Here is a 23,664-nt window from a genome sequence, read left to right as displayed (position 1 = left end):
GCCGGCGCGCCGTCGTCATCCGTGGGGCGCATGCCGCTGCTCGATGCGGCAAAGGGCATCGCCTGTGCGGTGATCGTTGGACACCATCTTTCGCGCTACGGCCCGATGCCGGCCGGCGCGTATGCGCTCGCGCCCGATTTCTTCGCCTGGCTGGCCGACGAGGGTCGGCTGGCGGTACAGGTGTTCCTCGTGATCGCCGGCTTCCTGGCGGCCGCCAGCCTTGCGCCGGACGGCCTGCTGCGCGTGGAGCGGCCGGTGACGCGCATCCTGCAGCGCTATGGGCGGCTGGTCATGCCATACCTTGCTGCGCTCACGGTCTGCGTGCTGGTCGCGGCGGTGGTGCGGCCATGGCTCGACGAGGAGGTGGTGCCTGCGGCGCCGACCTTCGGGCAGTTGGTCGCGCATGGATTGCTGCTGCAGGACCTGCTGGGCTTCGAGTCGCTGTCGACGGGTGTCTGGTACGTCGCCATCGACTTCCAGCTGTTCGCGCTGGCGTTGCTGCTGGTGGGCTTGCCCTCGATGCTGCAGCGCTCTAGCGGCTTGCCGCCGCCGGGCGCGCAGGTGCGCTGGATGCCCGTGGCGCTGGTGATTGGCCTGGCCGTGGCTTCGCTCGTGCTCTTCAACCGCAATGCGGGGCTGGACGACACCGCCTTCTATTTCTTCGGAACCTACGGCCTTGGCATGCTGGTGTTCTGGATCGGCCGCGCCACGCGCGCCAGCACCTGGCAGAGCGCCGTCGCGCTGATGGCGCTGATGGGAGCGGGCGCGCTCGCCCTCGACTGGCGCAGCCGCATCGCGACCGCGCTGGTCACGGCGCTGCTGCTGGCCGTCGCGCAGCGCCGGAACTGGCTGTCGCCGCCCCATTGGCCTGCCGTGGCCATGCCGTTGCTGCGGCTGGGGCGCATGTCTTACTCGCTGTTCCTGATCCACTTCCCGGTGCTGCTCGCTATGAATGCGGCGGTCGCGAATTCCGGGCCGCACGGCGCGTGGTTCGATGCGGCCGGCCTCGTGGCGACCTTTGGCCTGTCGGTGGCCGCGGCGGCGCTGCTGTATCGCTGGGTGGAAGCGCGCCCGGCCTCGTGGCGCGCGGTCTTCGCGCTGTTTGCCGCACTGCTGGTCAGCGGAATAGTCGTTTCTCATTAAAGGTCAGGCGCGCCAGCGCAGGCGCACTGGCCGAATCTTCCTGAATCGGTTGCGCTCGGGCGCGGGAGCGTGCAGTCTGCGGGCTCGTCAGTCGCTCCCGTCTCCGGTATGATTGTGGAAATTTCAGTAAATACTGAAAATACACGAAAACAAGGAATGACCAAGCACTCGCCACCCCGATCGCCGCTGCGGGCTTTCGCGTCGCCCGACGTCGGCGGGATGGTGCAGGGCGCCGCGGCGCTGTTCTGGCTGCCGCAGGCGGCGCTGCTGGCGATGGCGGTGCAGGGGCTGGCGTCGGGTCGCGGCTTGGCGGCCGTGGCCTGGCCCGCCGGTGCGATCCTGTTGCTCGGGCTGCTGCGTGCAGGCTGCGAGGCCTGGGGCGCGCGCCGGACCTTCGCCCGGGCGCGCGCGCAGCTCACGGCGCTGCGTGCGCAAACGGCAGCGGCGCTGGCCGGCGGCTCGCCGCTGGATCGCGGCCGCGCGCCTTCCGGGCTGGCCGCCAGCGTGCTCGCCGAGCAGGCCGAGGCGCTGGTGCCGTACCTCGTGCGCTACCAGCCCGCGCGCTGGCGCGCGACGGTGGTGCCGATCTTCATCCTGTGCGCGGTGGCCGCCTTTTCGTGGGTGGCCGCGCTGGTGCTGCTGGTCGCTGCGCCGCTCATTCCGGTCTTCATGGCTATCGTCGGCTGGCGCGCCAAGGCGGCGAGCGAGGCGCAGATGGTGGAGATGGGCGGCATGAATGCGTTCCTGCTCGACCGGCTTCGCGGGCTGGCGACGCTGCGTGCGCTCGATGCGGTGGAGGCCACGGCGCAGCGGCTGGACGACGCCGCGCAATCCCTGCGCCGGCGGACGATGGCGGTGCTGCGCATTGCGTTTCTCTCGTCGGCCGTGCTGGAGCTTTTCTCGGCGCTGGGTGTGGCGATGGTGGCCGCGTACGTCGGTTTTCACTTGTTGGGCACGCTCGGCTTCGGCACCTGGGGCCGGCAGCTGAGCCTGGGCGAGGGGCTGTTCGTGCTGCTGCTGGCGCCGGCATTCTTCGAGCCATTGCGCGAGTTGTCGGCGGTCTGGCATGACCGGGCTGCAGGCGAAGCGGCGCTGGAGGCGCTCGACCGGTTGCAGCGCAACGAACTGCCGCTGCCCGGTGCGAACGCTTCGCTGACGCGCGCAGCGATGTCTCCGACCGGCGGGGCACCGGCTGTCGCCGTCCGCAACCTGCATTTCTCCTGGCCCGGTGAGCCGCAAGAAGTCTTCGAAGGCTTCGAGCTTCGCATCGCGGCCGGCGAACACGTCGCGTTGATGGGGCCCAGCGGCTCGGGCAAGACCGCCTTGCTGTCCTTGCTCGCAGGCCTCGTGCCCGCGGCGCGTGGCGAGATCTCGGTCGGCGGCGTGGTGCTCACGGATCGCACGGTGGCGGCGCTGCGCCAGCGCATGGCATGGATGGGCCAGGCGCCGCACGTCTTCGCCGGCTCGGTCAGGACCAATGTGGCATTGGGGCGCGCGGAGGCGGGCACCTCGGAGGTCGTCGAGGCGATGCGCTTCGCATCGCTCGACGCTGTGGCGCAGGCGCATCCCGGCGTGACGCTCGGAGAGGGCGGCCATGGCCTGTCCGGCGGAGAAGCCGTGCGGCTCGCGCTCGCACGCATCGCGGTGCATCCGCATGCCGACCTGCTTCTGGTGGACGAACCGACGGCCCACCTCGACACCGAAACGTCCGAGCGCGTGGCCGATGCGCTGGTGGCGCTGGCGCACGGCAAGACCCTCGTCGTCGCCACGCACGACCCGGTGCTGGCTGCGCGCATGGACCGTGCGGTGAACCTTGGCACCGAAACGATGGAGAAGGCCGCATGAAGGCGTCGCCTCTCTTTGCTTCGAACTGGAGCGATCTGCGCCTGGTGCTGCGCCCATTCTTTGCCGCGCAGCCGCGTCCCCTGCTGCTGGGCTGCCTGCTCGCGGCAGTCACCGTGCTTGCAGGCATGGCACTGCTGGGGCTTTCGGGCTGGTTCATCACCGCGACCGCATTGGCCGGCCTTCATGCAGCCACCGCCTTCACCTTCGACGTGTTCATGCCGTCGGCCGGCATCCGCTTGCTGGCGCTCGGCCGCACGGCATCGCGCTACGGCGAGCGGCTGGTGACACACGACGCGACCTTCGCCGTGCTCGCCGCGCTGCGCGTTCGCCTGTTCCGCGGCTGGGCCAAGGCCGAGGCGGCGCGCGAACTGCTGATGCGCCCGGCCCGCCTGCTGTTTCGCCTGACGGCCGACATCGATGCGCTGGAGTCGCTCTACCTTCGCCTGTTCGTGCCGGCCGCCGCCGCATTGGGCGCCGCATCGCTGGCCGGCCTCGTGCTCGGCTTCATGCACGCCGGCATGGGCATCGCGCTGATGCTCTGGCTCGTGGTCGTCGGCTGGGGCATCGCGTTCCTCGTCGCAAGGCGCGCGCGCCGGCCGGCCGTGCGACGGGCGCATGCCATGGAAGCGCTGCGCGCACGCGCGGTCGACCTCGTGGCGGGGCAGGCCGACCTGGTGATGGCAGGCCGCGTCGGCGCACAGCGCGAGGCATTGATGAATGCCGACATGCATCTCGCCAAGGCCGACCTCGCGCTGAACAAGCTCGAAGCGGCTGCTGGTTTGGCCTATGGCAGCGCAAGCACCCTGACCCTCGTCGGCGTGCTGCTGGCTGTCGGCGTGCTGGCAGGCGAGGGCGTCATCGGCGCGCCCGCCGCGGCGCTGGCGTTGCTGGTGGCGCTCACTGCGGCCGAACCTTTCGCGGCCTTGCGCCGTGGTGCGCTCGATGCGGGCCGCACGTGGCTGGCGGTGCGGCGCCTTACGCCGCGCATGACTGCTGAAGGTAATGAGGTTGCCGCGACGTACGAGCGCGACGCGGCCTTCGCAGTGCAGCTGAAGGGCGTCACGGTGGTTCACCCCGGCAGCCGCACGCAAGTGTTGCGCGACGTGTCGCTGACCCTGAACGCGGGCGAGCGCGTCGCACTGATCGGCGCAAGCGGCGCCGGAAAGTCCACGCTGCTCGCAGCGATCGCCAACGAGATCACGCCGCAGTCCGGCAGCACGAGCGCGCAGCCCGCATGCCTGCTCACGCAGCGCACCGAACTGTTCCAGGACAGCCTGCGCGACAACCTCCGCCTTGCAGCCCCCGACGCCACCGACGACCAGTTGCACGCCGCCCTGCGCGCCGCAGGTCTCGAGAGCGACGTGCGCGCGATGGCCGCGGGCCTCGGCACCCGCCTCGGCGAAGGTGGCCTCGGCCTCTCGGGCGGGCAGTCGCGCCGACTCGCGCTGGCCCGCCTGCTGCTGCGCCCCGTGCCGCTCTGGCTGCTCGACGAGCCGACCGAAGCGCTCGATGCCGCTACCGCGCACGACGTGCTGCACCGCCTTGCGCAACACGCCGGCCGGAGCACCTTGCTGATCGCCACGCACCTGCGCCGCGAAGCCGCGCTGGCCGACCGCATCGTGTGCATGAACCAGGGCTGCATCACCGCCGACCTGCGGCGCGGCAGCGGTGCCTTCGACGCTGCGCTGCGCAGCCTGCGGCCGGATTGATTTCAGAACGGGAAAACAGGGAACACAAAGGAAGACTCATGGACCTCGACATCGTCGCGCTATCACGCCTGCAGTTCGCCGTCACGGCGCTGTATCACTTCCTGTTCGTGCCGCTGACGCTCGGGCTTTCGATCATCCTTGCCATCATGGAGACGGTCTACGTGATGACCGGCCGCACGATCTGGCGCGACATGACGAAGTTCTGGGGCGTGCTGTTCGGCATCAACTTCGCGATGGGCGTGGCCACCGGCATCGTGATGGAGTTCCAGTTCGGCATGAACTGGAGCTACTACAGCCACTACGTCGGTGACATCTTCGGTGCGCCGCTGGCCATCGAGGGGCTGATGGCCTTCTTCATGGAGGCCACCTTCGTCGGGCTGTTCTTCTTCGGCTGGGACAAGCTGTCGAAGGTGGGCCACCTCATTGCGACCTGGGCCGTGGCCATCGGCTCGAACTTCTCGGCGCTGTGGATCCTGATCGCCAACGGCTGGATGCAGAACCCCGTGGGCGCGGCCTTCAACCCGCAGACCATGCGCATGGAAGTGACCGACTTCGCCGCGGTGCTGACCAACCCGGTGGCGCAGGCCAAGTTCGTGCACACCGTGTCGGCGGGGTACGTGTGCGCGGCCGTGTTCGTGCTCGGCGTGTCGGCCTGGTATGTGCTCAAGGGCCGTCATCTCGAACTGGCGAAGCGCTCGATGACCGTCGCGGCCTCCTTCGGCCTCGCCGCGGCGCTGTCGGTGGCGGTGCTCGGCGACGAAAGCGGCTACCTCTCCGGCGAACACCAGAAGATGAAGCTGGCCGCCATCGAGGCCATGTGGGAAACGCAACCCGCGCCCGCCGCCTTCACCGTCGTCGGCTTCCCCGACCAGGAGGCGCGCGAGACGCACTACGCCATCCACGTCCCGGCGGTGATGGGCCTGATCGGCACGCGCTCGCTCGACACCGTGATGCCCGGCATCGACGAACTCGTGAAGCGCGCCGAAGCCCGCATCCGCGAAGGCCTCAAGGCCTACGACGCGCTGCAGAAGATCCGCGAGGCGGGCGGCACAGGCAAGGTGACGCAGGGCGTGCGCGGCGACTTCGAGGACAACGGCATCAACATGGGCTATGCGCTGCTGCTCAAGCGCTACGTGGACGACCCGCGCACCGCCACCGACGAGCAGATCGCCAAGGCCGCGTGGGACACCGTGCCGCAAGTGGCGCCGCTGTTCTGGCTGTTCCGCGTGATGGTGGGCATCGGCGTGCTGCTGATCGTGCTGACCGCCACCTTCTTCGTGCTGTCGGCACGCCGCAGGCTCGACCGCTATCGCTGGCTGCTGAAGCTCGCCGTGTTCGCGATTCCGCTGCCGTGGATCGCCATCGAGTCGGGTTGGCTGGTGGCGGAGTTCGGCCGCCAGCCGTGGGTGATCGAGGGTGTGCTGCCAACCGCGGTGGCCGTGTCGAACCTCGGCGTGAAGACGCTGCTGCTCACGCTCGCGGGCTTCATCGCGATCTACAGCACGCTGCTCGTCATCGAGATGAAGCTGATGCTCAAGGCCATCCGCAAGGGGCCCGAAGCCGAGCATGCGCCCGACGAGGGCGACACCCGCTCGCACGTTCCGCCGGCGCACGCCAGCGCCGCTGTTGCCACTACCGGGAGCGCCGCATGATCCTCCACACACTCCTCGACTACGACACCCTTCGCATCATCTGGTGGCTGCTGATCGGCGTGCTGCTGGTGGGCTTCGCAGTGACTGACGGTTTCGATCTCGGCAGCGGCATGCTGCTTCCCTTCGCGGCGCGCAACGACATCGAACGCCGCGTCGTCATCAACAGCGTGGGACCGGTGTGGGAGGGCAACCAGGTGTGGCTGATCCTCGGCGGCGGCGCGATCTTTGCGGCGTGGCCGCAGCTGTACGCCGTGTCCTTCTCGGGCTTCTACCTGGCGATGTTCGTGATTCTCACGGCGCTGATCCTGCGGCCCGTGGCCTTCAAGTTCCGCAGCAAGCGCGAGTCGCCGCAATGGCGCGCGCGCTGGGACGGCGTGCTGTTCTTCAGCGGCTTCGTGCCCGCATTGATCTGCGGCGTGGCCGTGGGCAACGTGCTGCAGGGCGTGCCGTTCCGCTTCGGGAGCGATATGCACATCTTCTACGACGGCGGCTTCTTCGGCCTGCTGAATCCGTTCGCCGTCCTGTGCGGGCTGGTGTCGGTGGCGATGCTCGTGATGCACGGCGCGTCGTGGCTGCTGCTGAAGACGGCGGGTCCGGTGGCCGAGCGTGCGCGCAGCTACGGCATGGTCGCCGCGGTGCTCACCATCGCACTGTATGCGCTGGCCGGCGTGCTGCTGGCGACGAGCATCGGGGGCTACCGCATCAGCAGCGTGGTCGATACGGCAGGACCGTCGAACCCGATGCTGAAGACTGTCGAGCTGCATGCCGGTGCGTGGACCGCCAACTATGCGGCGCACCCGTGGACGTGGGCCGCACCGGCCGCGGGCTTCGTCGGCGCGCTGGGTGCGCTGCTGGGCCTCGCGCTGCGCCGCCCGGTGCTCGCGCTGCTCGCGGCGGCGCTCGGCATCGCCGGCATCATCCTCAGCGTGGGGGCGTCGATGTTCCCGTTCATCCTGCCGTCGTCGATCGATCCGCGCGCGAGCCTCACGGTGTGGGACTCGTCGTCGAGCCACCTCACGCTGTTCATCATGCTGGTGGTCACGGCCTTCTTCATCCCCCTGATCGTGGCCTACACCAGCTGGGTCTACCACGTGCTGTGGGGCAAGGTCGACGAACAGGCGATCCGCGACGAGAGCGGTCACGCCTACTGAACGGAGGAAAAAAGATGTGGTACTTCGCCTGGATCCTCGGTCTGCCGCTGGCAGCCGCTTTCGCCGTACTCAATGCGATGTGGTACGAACTCATGGACGCCGACGCCATCCGCAGGGAGAAGCTCGAGATGCCTGAAGCGCCGCAGGGGCAGGAGCGGCTTTGAGAGTCCATTCGCTTTACGCGGTCAGCCCGGGGGCGCGTGCTCAGGCCACCGGGTACTCCCCTCCGCGAATGTCCCCCGCCTTCGGCTCCTCCTTTATTTCGCTGCGGGGAGCACCCGGTGCCCTGAGCACAGGGCACGCTGCTTGTGTACGGTCGATCAACGACCGCTCTGTCCAACGATCACGTCGACGGGGTGCCTTGCGCAGCGAAATAAAGGAGGAGGCCGAAGGCCGGGGGACATTCGCGGAGCAAGGTACCCCGTCGGCGTGAGCGCGCCCCGAACAGCGCCCCCTTCAACCCGCCGGCTTTTTATTCTTCGCCGAGCCCCCCGTGATGCGGTCCTTGAGCGTCAGTACCTTCGTCACTGTCGCGCCCATGCCCATGAGCTTCATGGCGGTCTCGGGCGCGAGCCGCTGCACGTCGTCGAACCATTTCATCAACCGGTCGATCAGGTCGTGCATCTCGCGCATGCGCTCCTGCGCGTGGCGTTCGGCGTCGCTGGTCGGTGATTCGAGCAGCGCGTTGCGCAGCATCGAGAGCGTGGGTTCGATCTCGCGGCGGCGGCGCTCCTCGGCCAGCACGCGAAAGATTTCCCACACGTCCGAAGGCGCTTCGAAATATTCGCGCCGGTCGCCCGCGTGATGCCGCAGGTGCACCAGCCGCCAGGCCTGCAATTCCTTCAGGCCCATGCTGACGTTCGAGCGCGAGAACTCGAGCAGCTCGGCGATCTCGTCCGCGTTGAGCGCGCGCTCCGACAGGAAGATCAGAGCGTAGATTTGCCCGACGGTGCGGTTGATGCCCCATTTGCTGCCCATTTCGCCGAAGTGCGCAACGAACTGGCGGTTGAGGGGAGGGAGGTCGGAGGAGGTGGCCATGCGCGAATTGTCGCGCCGGATTGCTGGAATTCCGGGATGTTCTGAAAACTCAATCCGGCAGTACCACCGACGACCCGTCGGCGCGGTCCGTTCGCTCAGGCCTTCTTCTTGAACAGCTTCGCGATGCCCCACAGTGCCGCCCCGCCCGCCACCACAGCCAGCTTCGCGAACTTGGCCAGGAAGGCCAGCGCAATCGCGAACAGACCCAGCTTCTTCACCGCCACGCCGGCCACCAGCGCGGCCAGGCCGTAGGCGGCGACCTTGTCGGTCGATGAGTTGAAGTCCGCGTACTTCTTGCCGTCGTCGTACTGGATCGCGGCCAGCAGCTTGCTGGCGTCGGGCTTGTACTTGTCGAGATCCTTGGCGTTGGTGATGAGGTTCAGGCTCAGGTAGCCGTCGCGGCCCAGCGCGTAAGTGTTGTAGTTGACGCCCTGGTTGCCGTCGGTGCTGCCCTTGCGCTGGGACAGGGCCGACCACACGAGGCGGTGCGATGCGGCTTCGTACTGCGGCTTCTGCGCCCAGCCCGTCACCTCGATGGCGGGGATGCCGCGCTTGGCGCGCTCCTCGTTCGCGGCCTCGGTGCCTTCCTTCAGGCTCTTGAGCAGGTCGTCGGCGTTCCAGTCCTTCGCGTCGTCGTCCTTGATGTAGCCCTCTTTCACGAACTTCACGACGGCCATCCAGTCGGCGTCGTCGGCGGGGAAGATCGCGCCGACGAAGGTGTCGTCGGTGCGGTTGCCCATGCTGCGCATCAACTGCGCGGCGGCGGGCGTCGGCACCCACACATAGCCCGCGGGCAGCTGAAGGTGGGCCTGGTCGCGCAGCACGATGTCGGCGGGGCCGGCCTTCTGCACGGCCTTGGCGGCCTTGAAGGCGGCGTCCTGTTCGGCTTCCAGCGAACTGGCGGTCGAAGCGGGGGCGGCCGGGGTGGTGCTGGTCGGCGATGCGGCGTGGCCGGTGTGGGCCACGAAAGCGGCGCACGCGAGCAGTACGCCGGCCGTCAGGCGGGTGGTTTGAATACGCAAGTTCTCTCTCCTGGGTTGTTGTATGTCTGGTGAGCCGGGAGAGTTTAAAGAACTAGGTGTCGCTCCACTTTCTAAGCAGGTTGTGGTACGTGCCTACGAGCGTGCGGCGCGCCGATTCGTCGGCGCCGCTCTGGTTGAGTCGCTGGATCGCGTTGTCCATGTCGAACAGCAGCGCACGGTCGCCTGCGTCGCGCACGAGGCTCTGCACCCAGAAGAAACACGCGACGCGCACGCCGCGCGTGATGGGCGTTACCTGATGCAGGCTGGTGGCGGGGTAGAGCACCATGTCGCCGGCCGCGAGCTTCACGGTCTGCATGCCATGCGTGTCTTCCATCTGCAGCTCGCCGCCGTCGTAGCTGTCGGCGTCCGACAAAAACAGCGTGGCCGACAGGTCGGTGCGCAGCTTGCGGCCGCTGCGCGGGTCGATGCGCACGCCGCCGTCCACGTGCAGGCCGAAGCGCATGCCTTCGCTGTAGCGATTGAACATCGGCGGGTACAGCAGGTTCGGCAGCGCCGCGCTGATGAAAGTCGGGTGGCGTTCGAGCGCGCTCGCCACGATGGACTGGCATTCGTGCGCCACCGCCGAGCCTTCGTCGATCTGCTGGTTGAACTTGACCGGCGCGCCCTGGTGGCCCGCGGTGACGCGGCCGTCGACCCACGCATCGCCGCCCGCATCGAGGCGCGCGCGGACTGCCGCGAGCGCTTCGCGGTCCAGGACGCCGGGAATGCAGACCAGCATGGCGAATCGTCTTCTTCTTCAGGGCCTCAAAGGCGGTAGGTGAGCGACAGCGTGGCGGCGCGGCCCGAGCCCGGCACCGCACGGCCGCCGTCGGAGGGGATCAGCGCGTCGTAGTAGTGGCGGTTGGCCAGGTTGAACAGGTTCAGCCGGATGTCGTACTTGGGCTGATGGTAAGCCACCATCGCGTCGAGGCGCGCGTAGCCGCCGACCTGCACGAGGTTGGTGTTGTTCGCGAAGCGCTTCGCGCTGTAGGTGGTGCCGCCGCCGATCTCCCACTCGGGCGTGATGGCGTAGGTGGCCCACAGGCTGGCCGCGTCCTTCGGCGTGTTGGCGGGCGTCTTGCCGAGCGTGCCGGGCGCGATGCCGTTGACGATGGTGGCGTCCAGGTGCGTGTAGGCGCCGAACAGCTGCAGCTTGTCGGTCACCCGGCCCGCGACACCGGCGCGCGCGCCGTTCACGCGCACCGTGCCGGTCGCGCTGTAGGTGCCGTCGCTGTTCTGCGAGCGCGCGTTGGTCTGGGTGATCTGGAAGGCGGCCGCGGTCAGCGAGAGGTTGCCGTCGTTCAGGTCCCACTTGCCGCCGAGTTCGTAGGCCTTGTTCTTCTGCGGCGGCAGCGGCTGCGTGGCACCCGTGGTGGCGACGAGCTGTTCGAGCGAAGGGTTGAACGACGTGCTGTACGACACGTAGTACGACTGCGAGGGCGTGGGCTGCCAGATCGCACCGGCGCGCACGCTGGTGAAGTCGACGGTCTGGCTTTCGCTGGCGAGCGTGGTCGCGGTCGGGATGCTGTTGTAGACGCTTGCGCGGTAGTGGTCCTGCCGCACGCCGGCCACCAGTTTCCATTGGGGGCTCAGCTCGATGGTGTCGTTGACGTAGCCGGCCACCGTGGTGGCGCTCGCGGTGGCGAGATTGCCGGCCAGGGTGGGCGCGGTGCTCGGTGTGTTGCCCTGGTACGGCGCGAGCAGCGGCGAGCATGTCGCGTAGCCGCTGGTGCCGCCCGCCGGATTCAGCGCCACGCCGTTGCAGGTGCCGTTGCGGTAGTAGGTCTGGTTGTCGTAGGTGTCGTGGCCCAGTTCCAGGCCCGCGAGCAGGGTGTGCTTGACCGAGCCGGTGGTGAACTTCGTGTTGAGCTCGGTCAGGTTGAACAGCGACTTGTCGTGGATCGTGCGGTCATGGCTTTGCTGGCGCACCCACAGGCTGCTCAACGGCAGCGACGAGAACGCGGCCGCGGGCGCGGCCGTGGTGCCGGTGGACAGGGGCGTGAACACGCCCTTGGTCGACAGCGTGCCGATGCCTTGCGGCGCGGTCTCGCGCGCGTCGGTGGTCACGTCGTTGTATTGCGTCTGGTTGCGGATCGACGTGTCGGGCGTGAGCTTGTGCTGGACCACGGCGCTGAAGGCCTGGATGTCCGAGATCGTGCGGTCGTCGCTGAAGCCGTAGGCCGTGTCGCGGTCGACCTTGGCCGGGCGGCCGTTGAGCGGCGGCACGCCGTAGTCGGGCTGGTCGCGGTTGTGCTGCACCAGCGCCGAGAGCGTGACCTGCGTCGGCGTGTTGATGCCGAACTTCAGCGAGGCGTCGAGGCCGAAGTCCTTCAGCTTCGTCTGTTCGCGCGTGCTGGCGTCGCCCTGCTGGCCCATGGCCGCGATGCGGAAGGCCGAGGTGTCGGACAACGGGCGGTTGACGTCGACCGTCGAGCGCACGAGGCCCGTGGTGCTGGCCGACACCGAGACCTCGCCCGCGGGCGTGAGCGAAGGCTTCTTCGTGACCTGGTTGATCACGCCGCCGGTGGAGCCACGGCCGAACAGCATCGACGAGGGACCCATCAGCACCTCGACCGATTCGAGTGCGAAGGTGTCGCGGTAGTACTGGGCGCGGTCGCGTGCGCCGTCGAGGTAGACGTCGGTGCGCGCCGAGAAGCCGTTGAGGTTGATGTTGGTGCCGATCTGCCCGCCCTCGGCGCCGCCGATGGTCAGGCCCGGCACGTTGCGCAGCGCGCTCGCGAGCGAGGTGGCGCCTTGCGACTGCATCACAGCCTGGTTGATGACGGTGACGGACTGCGGCGCATCGCGCAGGTCGGCCGGCAGGCGGTTGAGCGAGGCGGGGTTGGCACCGAAGCCGGTCTTGTCCTGCGCATCCTGGACCTGCACTTCGCGCAGCGTGGTGGGCACGGAGGTGCCGGCAGCGGGCGAGGGCTTGGGGGCGGGCGAGGACGCGGCGGGCTGCGCGACCTGTTGAGCGAACGCCGAGGGAAGGGAGGAAGCGCACAGGCCGAGCAGGGCCAGTGCGATGGGCGTGCGGCGACGCATCGGGCGGGTGGGGGGAGTCATCGTAGAACCTTCGGGAGGACGCAAACAAAAGCGTCGGCCGGGATTCTGACTGCGAATCACTCTTGTTTGACGCTTTCCTCGCCCGATGTTTGGCCGAGGAGACAGCCCGCCGTCTTTACGTGCGAGGTCAGGTTGTAGACAGGTTGTTCGGCGTATACGCCGCCTGCCGGTAGCCGTGCGGCTCTACTTCCAGGGCGTCGGCGGCGGAATCTCGCACACCGGCTCCACGTCGACGCTCTTGAAGTCCGCCGGCGAGACGATTTCCAGGTACTCCATGTCGGGCGAGTAGTCGAACAGGAAGTGCCGGATGCCTGGCCGCTGGTGCACCACGTCGCCGGCTTCGACCAGCGTTTCCTTGTCCTCGTACATGAAGCGGGCCCAGCCCTTGACCATGATCACGATCTGGAAGTCCGCCTCATGGCGGTGCCAGCCCGTGCCCGTTTCCGGTGCCATGTTGGCCTTGACCAGATGCGCGATTACCTTGCCGTTGGTGGCTTCGGCAATACCCAGGTCGCGATAGAGAAAAAAGTCACGCAAACCACCCGATACGAACTCGGTGTCACCGGGCTTCACATGGGAGAACTGGGTGGCGGTACGGTCCGGCATGGGGCGCTCCTTCGTAGGTGATGGGTGTTGCGGTGCAACACGCATAAAGCGTTCCCAGGTCGGGCTGGCCAGGCGCGATTCAGCGGCCTGCGAAACTGTCGGTCGCGCTCAGCAGCCGGTCGAGGATGCCGGGCTCCGAGTAGGCATGCCCCGCGCCCTCGATCAGGTGGAACTCGGCCTCGGGCCAGGCCTTGTGGAGCGCCCAGGCGTAGCGCGCGGGGCAGGGCATGTCGTAGCGGCCGTGCACGATCACGCCGGGGATGCCGTGCAGCTTGTGCGCGTCGCGCAGCAGCTGGCCGTCTTCGAGCCAGGCGTCGTGCACGAAGTAGTGGTTCTCCAGCCGCGCGAAGGCCAGCGCGAAATGATCGTCGGCATGCGTCTCGGCGAGCGCGGGGTTTGGCAGCAGGGTGATGGTCTCGCCCTCCCACACGCTCCAGGCGCGAGCCGCCTCGATGCGCGCCACCGGATCGTCGCCGGTCAGGCGCTTGCGGTAGGCCGCGATCATGTCGCCGCGTTCGGCCTCGGGAATGGGCGCCTGGAACTTCTCCCACTTGTCGGGGAACATCTCCGACACGCCGAACTGGTAGTACCACTGCAGCTCGGCGCGGGTCACGGTGTAGATGCCGCGCAGCACCAGTTCGCTCACGCGCTCGGGGTGCTTCTGCGCATAGGCGAGGGCGAGCGTGGAGCCCCACGAGCCGCCGAACACCAGCCAGCGATCGACGCCCACGCGCTCGCGCAGGCGCTCGATGTCGGCCACCAGATGCCAGGTGGTGTTGGCCTCCAGGCCGGCGTGCGGCTGCGACTGGCCGCAGCCGCGCTGGTCGAACAGCATCAGGTCGTAGCGCGCCGGATCGAACAGCCGCCGGTGCTCGGGCGAGATGCCGCCGCCGGGCCCGCCATGCAGGAAGACCGCCGGCTTGGCGCCGGGCGTGCCCACGCGTTCGTAGCGGATGCGGTGGCCGTCGCCCACGTCGAGCATGCCGGTTTCGTAGGGTTCGATCGGGGGGTACAGCTGGTGCAGGTCGGGCATCGATGGTTCTCCTTTGGCGGGTGTTGGCGTTGTGAGGTCGAGCATATGGCCCCGGGGAAGGTGAGCGGCGGCAACGTGTCGGAGCTTGCCACGCACGTCGTTGAAACACGGCTTGACGAGGCCATGGGCCCTCCAGATACTCAACCGTATGGTTCACTCAATCGCCCTCCCGGACGCCGGCACCCTCGACGCGGTCTTCGCCGCGCTCTCCGATTCCACGCGCCGCGCGGTGCTCGAAACCCTGGGCGAACGCAGCCTCAGCGTGACCGAACTGGCCGAGCCGCACGGCATGTCGCTCACCGGCTTCATGAAGCACCTGCGCGTGCTCGAAGAGGCCGGCCTCATCTCGCGCACGAAGGAGGGCCGCATCGTGCGCTGCGCGCTGTCGCCCCTGCCCATGCAGGAGGCTGCTGTGTGGTTGTCGCGCTACGAGAAATTCTGGACCGGGCGCCTCGATGCACTGGCGCGCTTTCTCTATCACCAGGAGGAGACCGAATGGAGAACCCTTCCGCCCGAGACGCCGCCGAACGCCCCTCGCTCACGCTCCGCCGGCACTACCGCGTCGCGCCCGACAAAGTCTGGCGCGCGTGGACCGACCCGCAAGCGCTGAAGCGCTGGTTCGGGCCCGCGGAGATCGTCTCGGTCCCCATCGCCGAGGTCGACCTGCGCGTGGGCGGCCGCTTCCGCGTGGCCATGCTGGCGGCCGACGGTGAAACGCACGACGTGAGCGGCACCTACCTCGAGGTGGTGCCCCATCGCAAGCTGGTCTTCAGCTGGGCATGGCGCAGCACGCCCGAGCGCGAGTCGCGCGTCACCGTGCGCATCGAACCCGATGCCGAGGGCTGCGAACTGGTGTTGCTGCACGAACAGTTCTTCGACGAGGCCGCGCGCGACAGCCACACCCACGGTTGGACCGGCGCTCTCGCCAAGCTCGAAGGCTGGCTGCTGCCGCCATCGTGAAGCGTGTGCACCCGAAGCCCCGGGTGGCGCCGCATTGCCGCAGCGCTGACGAAACCCCATACTGGGGCTTCCACGACGCGATGATCACCGGAGCCTCCCATGAGCAACGAACTGCGCAAGAAGCTGCACGACCTGGCCGAACTCTGCGACAACACCTCCGACCCGCAGACCAAGGCCATCATCGAGGCGATCCGGCTTCAGACGGCCGTGCTGAACGAACGGCTGTTCTCCATCGAGCTGCAGGTGGGCGCGCTGACCAAGCGCCTGGAAAACACGACCGACTGAGGGGCGGCCGCTTTGTGGGGATAATCCCGACCATGAGCGGCAACACCTTCGGAACACTCTTCGCGGTCACCAATTTCGGCGAGTCGCATGGCCCGGCCATCGGCTGCGTCATCGACGGCTGCCCCCCCGGCATGGCACTCAGCGAGGCCGACATCCAGGCCGACCTGGACCGTCGCCGCCCTGGCACCAGCCGCCACGTCACGCAGCGCGCAGAACCCGACGCGGTGCAGATCCTGTCCGGTGTCTACGAGGGCAAGACGACCGGCACCCCCATCGCGCTGCTGATCCAGAACACCGACCAGCGCAGCAAGGACTACGGGCAGATCGCCCAGCAATTCCGCCCCGGCCATGCCGACTTCACTTACTGGAAGAAGTACGGCATCCGCGACCCGCGCGGTGGCGGGCGTTCCTCGGCGCGGCTCACGGCCCCCACGGTGGCGGCCGGTGCGGTTGCCAAGAAGTGGCTGGCCGAGAAGTACGGCATGGTGTTCCGGGGCTGCATGACGCAGATCGGCGAAATCGCCATTCCATTCGAGAGCTGGGACCACGTGCCCAACAACCCCTTCTTCGCCCCCGTTGCCGATGTGAGCGCGCTCGAGGATTACATGGACCGCCTGCGCAAGGCCGGCGATTCGTGCGGCGCGCGCATCCGCGTCACCGCCACCAAGGTGCCCGTCGGGCTGGGCGAACCGCTGTACGACAAGCTCGACGCCGAAATCGCCTACGCCATGATGGGCCTCAACGCGGTGAAGGCGGTGGAGATCGGTGCGGGCTGGGACAGCATCACGCAGCGCGGCACCACGCACGGCGACTCGATCACGCCCACCGGCTTCCTGAGCAACAACGCGGGCGGCATCCTGGGCGGCATCAGCTCGGGACAGGACCTCGAGGTGAGCATCGCGATCAAGCCGACCAGCTCGATCATCAGCCCGCGCCAGTCCATCGACATCCACAACAATCCCGTCGAGGTCGTCACCAAGGGCCGCCATGACCCGTGCGTCGGCATTCGCGCAACGCCTATCGCTGAGTCGCTGCTGGCGCTAGTGGTCATGGATCACGTGCTGCGCAACCGCGCGCAGTGCGGCGATGTACAGCAGGCTCCAGAAGCCACGTCGCCCCAGGCGTCCTTCCTGTAGTGTCCGCCCCGCCACCAGTGGCCGCCGGGCGCGGCCACCTGCTGGCGTTCGCTGGTCTGTCGGCCAGCTATTTCGCGCACATCGGCTTCTTCAATCCCTACCTGCCACTCTGGCTCAAGGACCTGGGGCTTCCGATCTTCACCATCAGCCTGCTGGCGTCGGTGCAGTCGATCACGCGGGTGTTTGCGCCGTACGCATGGGGCGCGCTCAGCGACCACACGGGGCAGCGCGTCAAGCTGCTGCGCTTCAGCGCGGCGGTGGCGCTGCTCAGTTCCTTCGGGCTGTGGTGGCACGGCGGCGCCTGGTGGCTCGCGCTGGTGCTGCTCGTGATGTTTACCCACACCAGTTCGATGATGTCGCTCACCGAGGCCGCAATGGCGCAGCTGGTGGCCGGCGACTGGGGGCGCTACGGCCGCATCCGGCTGTGCGGCTCGGCCGGCTTCCTGCTCACGGTGTTCGTGGCGGGCGAGTGGTTCGAGCGCTTCGGCATGAAGCACTTTCCGGCCTGGGCGGCCGGCACGCTGGCCATCGTGCTGCTCGCGACGATGAAGCTGCCGGACGTGCGCGAGCCGCCCGCCGCCCACGATGCGGTGAGAGCGCCCATCGGGCCTGTGCTGCGCAACCCGGCGGTGCGATGGTTCTTCGCGGCGCTGTTCTTTCAGGTGATGTCGCACTTCTCGGTGTACGCGTTCTTCTCGCTGTATCTCGATTCGATCGGCTACGGCAAGAGCACCATCGGCCTGCTGTGGGCGCTGTCGGTGGTGGCGGAGATCGTCTGGTTCTTCCTGCAGGGCCGGCTCATCGGCCTGATGCCGATGCCGCGCTGGATGCTGGTGTGCGGCATCGCGGCCGTGGCGCGGCTGGGTTTGACAGCAGGGCTCGGCGGCTGGATCGCGGCGCTCGTCGTGGCGCAGTGGCTGCATGCGCTGAGCTTCGCGGCGCACCACACGACCTGCATCGCGGTGGTGTCGCGCCGTTTTCCCGGCCATCTGCGCGGACGTGGCCAGGCGCTGTTCACGGTGATCGGCTATGGCTTTGGCGGCGTGCTGGGTGTGCTGCTTGGCGGCGCGGCCGCGCAGGCTTTCGGCTACCGCACGATGTTCACCGCGGCGGCGCTGCTGGCGGTGCTCGGCAGCCTGTGCGCGTGGCGGGTGATGAAGCTGGACCGGATGGAGCGAGCGCGCAACGCCTGAAGGCGAACCGGTGCACCGAAGTGACACGAGCCTTGCATGCCCGTGTCATAGCAGCCTCCTACGCTGCGCGCTTCGCAATTTCTCCTCATTTCCCATGTCCGTTTCCGACGATTCGCGCGGCGCCCGCGCGCCGCGCATTGCCGCGCCTGCCGAACCGAGCAATTCCCCATCGAATGGCGGTGACAACCACGGCACCCCGCCGCGCCGCCAGGTGCTCAAGCTGGGTGCATCGCTGCTGACGGTCGGCAGCAGCAGCGCCTTGCTTGCCGCCTGCGGCGGTGGTGGCAGCGGCGGTTCACCCGCCTTCGGTCCGCTGCCAGCGCCTGCACCGGCGCCAGCACCGGCATCCACGCCGGCACCTGCACCCACGCCGGCACCGCCGGCCGCCGCAGCCAAGATCTCCAGCTTCGCGCTCGCCGTGATGCCCGACACGCAGTTCTATGCGCGCTACGCCACCGCCGCCGAGAGCGACCAGTACGACAAGCGTTTCGGCAGCGCACCTTTCGCCGCGCAGACGAAATGGATCGCCGCCAACGCCAAGGCGTTGAACATCCCGTTCACCATCCATCTCGGCGACGTGGTCGACCAGGTCGGCAAGCCCGACCAGTGGAAGGTGGCCGATGCCGCCATGAAGGTGCTCGAAGACGCGAAGCTGCCCTACAGCGTGCTCGCCGGCAACCACGACGTGCTGAAGGATTTCGACTACAGCGTTGACCCCGTCGGCGGCACCGATGCCGACCGCGACCCCACCAAGGAGCCTTACATCCAGTGGTTCGGCCCCGAGCGTGCGAAGAAGCAGGCCACCTTCGGCGCGCGCGACCCGAGTGGCTTTCACGAATACCACGTGTTCGAGGCGCAGGGCCAGAAGTTCATGGTGCTGTCGCTGTCGTGGCGCATCTCCGCCGCGGGCATTGCCTGGGCTCGCCAAGTGATTGCGAAGAACCCGACGCTGCCCGTCATTCTGGTGAACCACCAGTTGCTCAATATCGACGCCGACGGCAAGAGCCCGCTCGAAACCGACTACGGCAAGATGCTCTGGGAGAAGCTGATCCGCGACAACGACCAGATCTTCATGACGCTCAACGGCCACCATCACGGCGCCGCGCACCTCACGAAGACCAACGACTTCGGCCACAAGGTCGAGGAGATGGTGGTCGACTACCAGATGGCCTACCAGGGCGGCAACGGCCTGATGCGCCTCTACGAGTTCGACCTGACGAACAGGCAGATCAAGGTGCTGTCGTTCTCGCCTTGGGTGCCGCAGAAACCGGCCGACACCCTGAATACCTTCGACCAGGCCGTGCTCGCCACCCCCAACGAGGCCTTCGTCATCGACATGGACTTCGCGCAGCGCTTCGCCGGGTTCAACAAGAGCTTCGGCACCGGCAGCGCCACCATCGACAGTTCCCTGGTAGACCAGGCCCGCGCGATGATCCTGGCCAACTACAAGGACCCGGCGACGGTCGAGCAGCGGCCCGCCGCGAATTCGGACGACTACCCGAAGGTCGCGAACACGCTGGCGCACTGGCGCTTCTTTGGCGGCGCGTTCAACCAGCCGGTGCTGCCCGGCACCGTCGTTGCGGACGTCACGGGCAATAACCCGCTGCACCGCGATGCGCTGAACCAGGGCGGCATCGTCGGCGCCGCCGATGGCGACATCGTGTGGACCGACGACCGCCACTACCTGTCGGCGGCGCCGGGCTCGGTGCGCTTCCTCAACACCAACAAGAACACGCCGCGGCTGAGCTACTTCCTCACCGACGCGGCGGCGCCGATCAACGCGCAGACGCTGGAGAACGGCTACACGGTCGAGGCCTTCATCAAGATCGACAAGAGCTGGACCAGCGGCAACCAAGCGTGGATGAACATCATGACGCGCGACGGCCGCCGCGGCGATCTGGCGGGCTACTCGGGCGGAGACCCGGAGTCCCCGCCGATGCTGTTCGCCATTTCGAGCTTGCGCGAGGTGCAGTGGGAAGTGGTGCCGAGCCCGGCCGGCACGCGAGCGCCCAAGGCCAATTGGTCGGGCGAAGTGATTGCCGACCGCTGGGTGCACGTCGCGATCGTGAACGACCCGGTGTCGCACGACACCACGATGTACGTCGAAGGCGCGCCAGTGCTGCGCAATGCGTCGGCCATCCCGGGCCTGGCCACGCTCTCGGCCACCTCGCCGTGGGTGGTGGGCGGCGGCTCGTGGGACGGTGCTCGCGCGGACGGCTTCTTCGGCAACATCGGCGAGGTGCGAGTGGTGGCGTCAGCGTTGACGCCCGCGCAGTGGCTGACGGCGCGCAAGGCGGCATGAGCCATTGGATTTCTTGCGGGGATGAATTGCGGGGCTGATCCCGGGAGCATGGGATTTTTGCTATTCCGCACGGGTCTGCAATAACCCGCTCGAGTTGCCGATCGCCAGCAAGGCCTTTGATTGGGCTGCGCTGTCGGTCGGCCGCATCTCCATTTTTTGCATTGGGTCTTACGCAAATTGACCATTTAGAATAATTGGAAAGGTAATTCACGGGGAGGTGAGCATGGTGCTCATTTTTAAAACAATATTCTTATTCGTTTTATTGCAATTGAGTAATTTGGCTTATTGGCCAGATGCAGCGGCGCAATGAGCCGCCGCGTCAGCATCCAGACGCCGGTGGGCGAGGCGTTGCAATTTCGCCAATTGGTGGGCCGCGAGACGCTGAGCCAGCTCTACGCGTTCGACATCGAACTGCTGGGCAGCAGTAACGGCATCGACCCCAAGGCACTGCTGGGCAAGGCGGCCACCGTGGCGGTGGAAACCGAGGGCGGCGTGCGCTACCTCGGCGGCATCGCCACCCGGTTCGGCCTGCAGCAAGAAGACGCGCGCCATTCCTTCTACCGCCTGCAATTGCGTCCCTGGTTGTGGCTGGCCACGCGGCGCAGCGACTTCCGCATCTTCCAGGGCAAGAGCGTGCCCGACATCCTGATGGAAGTGCTCGGCAGCTACGGCTACCCCATCGAGAAGAAGCTCACGCGCGGCGACTACCGGCGCTGGGACTACTGCGTGCAGTACCACGAGAGCGACTTCAACTTCGTCTCGCGCCTGTGCGAGCTCGAAGGCATCTACTTCCACTTCAGGCACGAAGCGTCGCAGCACGTGCTCGTGTTCGCAGACGACATCGCGAACTCGCACAACCCGCTGCCCGGCGGGGAGGAGGTGCGCTACCACCCGCTGGAGAAGTCCGGCATGGGCCAGCGCGAGCGCATCTACGCGTGGGAGATCGCCGAAGAGGTGCGACCCAGCCATCACTACAACGACGACTACGACTTCGAGAAGCCCAAGGCCGAGCTGTCGCACCTGCGGCAGATGCCGCCCGGGCACGACCACGACGCCTACGAACAGTACGAATGGCCGGGCGGCTTCGTGCAGCACGGCGACGGCGAGACCTATGCGCGCATCCGCAACGAAGAACAGCTCAGCCAGCGCAACCGCGTCACCGGCAGATCCAACCTGCGCGAGCTGGCCACCGGCCATACCCTGCGGCTGACCGGCCACCCCAAGGCCGACCAGAACCAGCAGTACCTGCTCGTGGGCGTGAGCTACCACCTGCAGGAGAACCTGCAGGCCAGCGAAGGCGCCGACGGCACCGAAGGCTCTGTGCAGCGCTTCGCCTTCGACGCGCAGCCCACCAGCTACGCGTGGCGCCCGCAGCGCACCACCCCCAGGCCGCGCACACGCGGCCCGCAGACGGCCAAGGTGGTGGGTCCGGCGGGCGAGGAGATCTGGACCGACCAGTACGGGCGCATCAAGGTGCAGTTCCACTGGGACCGCATTGGCCAGGACAACGAGAACTCCAGCTGCTGGGTGCGCGTGTCCACCGCGTGGGCCGGTGCCACCTTCGGCATGACCAGCGTGCCGCGCATCGGCATGGAGGTCATCGTCGACTTCCTCAACGGCGACCCCGACTACCCGATCGTCACCGGCTGCGTGCACAACGCCGACACCATGCCGTCGTGGGAGCTGCCCGGGCAGAAGCACCTGTCGGGCATCCGCAGCCGCGAGTTGGGCGGAGGCCGCGGCAACCACATCGTGCTCGACGATACGGCAGGGAAGATCCAGGCGCAGTTGCGCAGCGATCACCAGGCCAGCCAGTTGAGCGTTGGGCATATCGGGCGCATCGAGGACACGGCCGGGCGCAAGGAGCCACGAGGGCAGGGCTTCGAGCTGCGTACCGATGGGCATGGGGCGGTGAGATCGGCCAAAGGATTGCTGGTGACCACCGAGGCGCGGGCCAACGCGCAGGCGCACATGACGGACATGGGCGAGACCGTGGGCCGCCTCACGCAGGCGCGCGACATGCACGAAGGCCTGAGCGAAGTGGCGCGGGGTGCGCAGGCGCACGACACCGGCGACCAGGACGAGGTCACGGAGATCCTCAAGGCGCAGAACGATGCCATCAGAGGCCAGGGCGGCAACCGCGAGCAGGGCGACTTCCCCGAGTTCCAGGAGCCGCACCTGACGCTGGCCAGCGCCCGCGGCCTGCAGACCGTGGCGCAAGGTTCCACCCACGTCGTGAGCAGCGAGCACACCGCGCTCACCAGCGGCGGCCACACCAGCGTGAGTGCGGGCAAGAGCCTGCTGGTGAGCGTGCAGAGCGCGATCCGCCTGTTCGCCGCCAAGGCCGGCATGCGGCTGGTGGCGGCCAGCGCCGACATCGACATCAAGGCGCTGAAGGACAGCGTCAACGTGCTGGCCAAGCTCAACATCACGCAGACTGCCAACAAGATCACCATCCAGGCGAAGGAAGAGGTGGTGATCAACGGCGGCTCCAGCTACAGCCGCTGGAGCTCGGGCGGTATCGAGCACGGCACCTCCGGTACCTGGCGCGAGCACGCCGCGGTGCACAGTCTGGTCGGGCCGGCCAGCGAGGGCAAGCCTGCGCTGCCCAATCCGCCGCAGGTGCCCAAGGGCCAGCTCGATCTGTATCACCAGTACATCAAGCCGAGCGGAGAAAAGCGGCAGGGCGTGGCGCAAGGCGACTTCACCGTGGTCGATTCGGAAGGCGGCACGCATGCCGGCACCTTCGACCGCAACGGCTTCGCGACGGTATCGGGCCTTCCCATCGGCTCTGCCAAGGTCACGTTCGGCAAGGACCCACGCGACCCATGGGACGAGGGCAGCTACTACGGCACGCCCGAGGACTGGAAGGCGAAGGGCGCGACTGGCGGCGGCTCCGAAGGCGCCGGAGGCGGCGTATCCGGATTCTCGGGTCTGGCCGGCGGCTTCGCAGGCATGACCGGCGCGGCCGGCGGTGCTGCAGGAGCGCTCGCCGGCGTCGCAGGCATGGGCAGCAAGGCTGCGAGCGCATTGGGCCAGGTCACACAGTCGGCCGGCATCGCGCAACAGGCCGTGGGTGCGGCGCAGGCCATCCAGCAGGGCGGCGCCAAGGCGCTGCTGGGCCAGGCGAGCCAGGCCGCGACAGGCATGGCGATCCAGGCAGCGGGGGCCAAGCTCGGGCCGATGGGCGTGCCGATCACCGGCGTGATGAGCGGCGTGGCTTCCGGTGGCATCAAGCAGGGCATTGCAACTGCTGCCGCCAGTCCCGTGGCCACAGGCCGAACGCCTGGCTTCATGGGCTGACCCGCGCGCGGCGCGCCGCACTCACTTCATCAATCCGAAGCACAAGCTCTAAGAGAACAAGAAAAAGATGGCAGAACAGGAAGCAGGCGCGAAGCCGCAGGCGGCGGAAAGAGAACCGCAAACGGCAGTAGCGCCACTGAACACGATCGTGAAGGAAGACATCGCCGCGGCAAGCAAGGCGGTGGACGACTGGCTGCGCTCCTTCAGCGGCGGCTACGTG

Annotated in this window: 19 protein-coding genes; 13 read left to right on the top strand and 6 right to left on the bottom strand. The window is 67.8% G+C overall.

The features are described from left to right. The first annotated feature begins 30 nt into the window (after positions 1-30). From ASD05_RS09590 to cydX, 6 genes are all read left to right on the top strand, one after another. Complete coding sequence (locus tag ASD05_RS09590; RefSeq protein WP_056590935.1) at positions 31-1,143, top strand: acyltransferase family protein; 1,113 nt, start codon at positions 31-33, stop codon at positions 1,141-1,143. A gap of 156 nt (positions 1,144-1,299) precedes the next feature. After that, positions 1,300-2,988: a thiol reductant ABC exporter subunit CydD gene (gene cydD / locus ASD05_RS09585; protein WP_056590933.1), complete on the top strand. Its 1,689-nt coding sequence runs from the start codon at positions 1,300-1,302 to the stop codon at positions 2,986-2,988. Continuing rightward, the gene (locus ASD05_RS09580; protein ID WP_056590931.1) at positions 2,985-4,697 is read left to right on the top strand and encodes an amino acid ABC transporter ATP-binding/permease protein; all 1,713 of its coding nucleotides are present in this window, start codon (positions 2,985-2,987) and stop codon (positions 4,695-4,697) included. The genes cydD and ASD05_RS09580 overlap by 4 nt, the downstream gene beginning before the upstream one ends. Before the next feature lie 38 nt (positions 4,698-4,735). Continuing rightward, the gene (locus ASD05_RS09575) at positions 4,736-6,349 is read left to right on the top strand and encodes a cytochrome ubiquinol oxidase subunit I (protein WP_056590928.1); all 1,614 of its coding nucleotides are present in this window, start codon (positions 4,736-4,738) and stop codon (positions 6,347-6,349) included. Next, positions 6,346-7,500 (top strand): cytochrome d ubiquinol oxidase subunit II, encoded by a 1,155-nt coding sequence (gene cydB, locus ASD05_RS09570; protein WP_056590926.1) that lies wholly within the window; start codon positions 6,346-6,348, stop codon positions 7,498-7,500. Before ASD05_RS09575 ends, cydB begins: the two co-directional genes overlap by 4 nt. Before the next feature lie 14 nt (positions 7,501-7,514). Then, the gene (cydX, locus tag ASD05_RS09565; RefSeq protein ID WP_056590923.1) at positions 7,515-7,664 is read left to right on the top strand and encodes a cytochrome bd-I oxidase subunit CydX; all 150 of its coding nucleotides are present in this window, start codon (positions 7,515-7,517) and stop codon (positions 7,662-7,664) included. A gap of 292 nt (positions 7,665-7,956) precedes the next feature. Here the strand turns inward: cydX and ASD05_RS09560 are convergent, their stop codons facing one another. The 6 genes from ASD05_RS09560 to pip form a co-directional block, all read right to left on the bottom strand. Next, positions 7,957-8,538, bottom strand: a complete 582-nt coding sequence (locus tag ASD05_RS09560) for a GbsR/MarR family transcriptional regulator (RefSeq protein WP_056590920.1) — start codon at positions 8,536-8,538, stop codon at positions 7,957-7,959. 95 nt (positions 8,539-8,633) lie between these two features. After that, the gene (locus ASD05_RS09555; RefSeq protein WP_056590917.1) at positions 8,634-9,560 is read right to left on the bottom strand and encodes a DUF2167 domain-containing protein; all 927 of its coding nucleotides are present in this window, start codon (positions 9,558-9,560) and stop codon (positions 8,634-8,636) included. A 52-nt stretch (positions 9,561-9,612) separates the two neighbouring features. Beyond that, entirely contained in the window at positions 9,613-10,299 is a 687-nt protein-coding gene (locus ASD05_RS09550; RefSeq protein WP_056590914.1) for a Fe2+-dependent dioxygenase, read from the bottom strand. Between the two features lie 26 nt (positions 10,300-10,325). After that, positions 10,326-12,626 (bottom strand): TonB-dependent receptor, encoded by a 2,301-nt coding sequence (locus ASD05_RS09545; RefSeq protein ID WP_056590911.1) that lies wholly within the window; start codon positions 12,624-12,626, stop codon positions 10,326-10,328. Between the two features lie 183 nt (positions 12,627-12,809). Continuing rightward, positions 12,810-13,232, bottom strand: a complete 423-nt coding sequence (locus ASD05_RS09540) for a cupin domain-containing protein (protein ID WP_007828846.1) — start codon at positions 13,230-13,232, stop codon at positions 12,810-12,812. A 79-nt stretch (positions 13,233-13,311) separates the two neighbouring features. Further along, positions 13,312-14,265, bottom strand: a complete 954-nt coding sequence (gene pip, locus ASD05_RS09535; protein ID WP_056590908.1) for a prolyl aminopeptidase — start codon at positions 14,263-14,265, stop codon at positions 13,312-13,314. A gap of 148 nt (positions 14,266-14,413) precedes the next feature. Here pip and ASD05_RS29425 point away from each other — a divergent pair, with 148 nt between their 5' ends. From ASD05_RS29425 to ASD05_RS09505, 7 genes are all read left to right on the top strand, one after another. Then, the gene (locus tag ASD05_RS29425; protein ID WP_157610058.1) at positions 14,414-14,875 is read left to right on the top strand and encodes an ArsR/SmtB family transcription factor; all 462 of its coding nucleotides are present in this window, start codon (positions 14,414-14,416) and stop codon (positions 14,873-14,875) included. Beyond that, the gene (locus tag ASD05_RS09530) at positions 14,761-15,225 is read left to right on the top strand and encodes an SRPBCC family protein (RefSeq protein ID WP_056590905.1); all 465 of its coding nucleotides are present in this window, start codon (positions 14,761-14,763) and stop codon (positions 15,223-15,225) included. Before ASD05_RS29425 ends, ASD05_RS09530 begins: the two co-directional genes overlap by 115 nt. 99 nt (positions 15,226-15,324) lie before the next feature. Then, the gene (locus ASD05_RS09525; RefSeq protein WP_056590903.1) at positions 15,325-15,510 is read left to right on the top strand and encodes a hypothetical protein; all 186 of its coding nucleotides are present in this window, start codon (positions 15,325-15,327) and stop codon (positions 15,508-15,510) included. A 32-nt stretch (positions 15,511-15,542) separates the two neighbouring features. Then, positions 15,543-16,646, top strand: a complete 1,104-nt coding sequence (gene aroC, locus ASD05_RS09520; RefSeq protein WP_056590900.1) for a chorismate synthase — start codon at positions 15,543-15,545, stop codon at positions 16,644-16,646. After that, on the top strand, positions 16,646-17,839 hold the full coding sequence (locus tag ASD05_RS09515; RefSeq protein ID WP_056590898.1) for an MFS transporter: 1,194 nt from the start codon (positions 16,646-16,648) through the stop codon (positions 17,837-17,839). The genes aroC and ASD05_RS09515 overlap by 1 nt, the downstream gene beginning before the upstream one ends. A 94-nt stretch (positions 17,840-17,933) precedes the next feature. Continuing rightward, positions 17,934-20,141, top strand: coding sequence for a LamG-like jellyroll fold domain-containing protein (locus ASD05_RS09510; RefSeq protein WP_235507920.1), 2,208 nt, complete (start codon positions 17,934-17,936; stop codon positions 20,139-20,141). Between the two features lie 306 nt (positions 20,142-20,447). Then, complete coding sequence (locus ASD05_RS09505; RefSeq protein WP_056590894.1) at positions 20,448-23,444, top strand: type VI secretion system Vgr family protein; 2,997 nt, start codon at positions 20,448-20,450, stop codon at positions 23,442-23,444. Positions 23,445-23,664 lie beyond the last annotated feature (220 nt).

Source organism: Variovorax sp. Root434, assembly GCF_001426595.1.
In the GTDB taxonomy this organism is placed as follows: Bacteria; Pseudomonadota; Gammaproteobacteria; order Burkholderiales; family Burkholderiaceae_C; genus Variovorax.
This window is presented reverse-complemented; position numbering and strand designations above follow the sequence as displayed.

What these genes read in the sequence shown, in the direction of transcription:
- ASD05_RS09505 (WP_056590894.1), top strand. Translation starts at nt 20,448, where the DNA reads ATGAGCCGCCGCGTCAGCATCCAGACGCCGGTGGGCGAGGCGTTGCAA.
- cydX (WP_056590923.1), top strand. Translation starts at nt 7,515, where the DNA reads ATGTGGTACTTCGCCTGGATCCTCGGTCTGCCGCTGGCAGCCGCTTTC.
- ASD05_RS09590 (WP_056590935.1), top strand. Translation starts at nt 31, where the DNA reads ATGCCGCTGCTCGATGCGGCAAAGGGCATCGCCTGTGCGGTGATCGTT.
- pip (WP_056590908.1), bottom strand. Translation starts at nt 14,265, where the DNA reads ATGCCCGACCTGCACCAGCTGTACCCCCCGATCGAACCCTACGAAACC.
- ASD05_RS29425 (WP_157610058.1), top strand. Translation starts at nt 14,414, where the DNA reads ATGGTTCACTCAATCGCCCTCCCGGACGCCGGCACCCTCGACGCGGTC.
- ASD05_RS09550 (WP_056590914.1), bottom strand. Translation starts at nt 10,299, where the DNA reads ATGCTGGTCTGCATTCCCGGCGTCCTGGACCGCGAAGCGCTCGCGGCA.
- ASD05_RS09545 (WP_056590911.1), bottom strand. Translation starts at nt 12,626, where the DNA reads ATGACTCCCCCCACCCGCCCGATGCGTCGCCGCACGCCCATCGCACTG.
- ASD05_RS09525 (WP_056590903.1), top strand. Translation starts at nt 15,325, where the DNA reads ATGAGCAACGAACTGCGCAAGAAGCTGCACGACCTGGCCGAACTCTGC.
- ASD05_RS09560 (WP_056590920.1), bottom strand. Translation starts at nt 8,538, where the DNA reads ATGGCCACCTCCTCCGACCTCCCTCCCCTCAACCGCCAGTTCGTTGCG.
- cydD (WP_056590933.1), top strand. Translation starts at nt 1,300, where the DNA reads ATGACCAAGCACTCGCCACCCCGATCGCCGCTGCGGGCTTTCGCGTCG.
- ASD05_RS09510 (WP_235507920.1), top strand. Translation starts at nt 17,934, where the DNA reads ATGTCCGTTTCCGACGATTCGCGCGGCGCCCGCGCGCCGCGCATTGCC.
- ASD05_RS09580 (WP_056590931.1), top strand. Translation starts at nt 2,985, where the DNA reads ATGAAGGCGTCGCCTCTCTTTGCTTCGAACTGGAGCGATCTGCGCCTG.
- aroC (WP_056590900.1), top strand. Translation starts at nt 15,543, where the DNA reads ATGAGCGGCAACACCTTCGGAACACTCTTCGCGGTCACCAATTTCGGC.
- ASD05_RS09540 (WP_007828846.1), bottom strand. Translation starts at nt 13,232, where the DNA reads ATGCCGGACCGTACCGCCACCCAGTTCTCCCATGTGAAGCCCGGTGAC.
- ASD05_RS09575 (WP_056590928.1), top strand. Translation starts at nt 4,736, where the DNA reads ATGGACCTCGACATCGTCGCGCTATCACGCCTGCAGTTCGCCGTCACG.
- ASD05_RS09530 (WP_056590905.1), top strand. Translation starts at nt 14,761, where the DNA reads ATGGAGAACCCTTCCGCCCGAGACGCCGCCGAACGCCCCTCGCTCACG.
- cydB (WP_056590926.1), top strand. Translation starts at nt 6,346, where the DNA reads ATGATCCTCCACACACTCCTCGACTACGACACCCTTCGCATCATCTGG.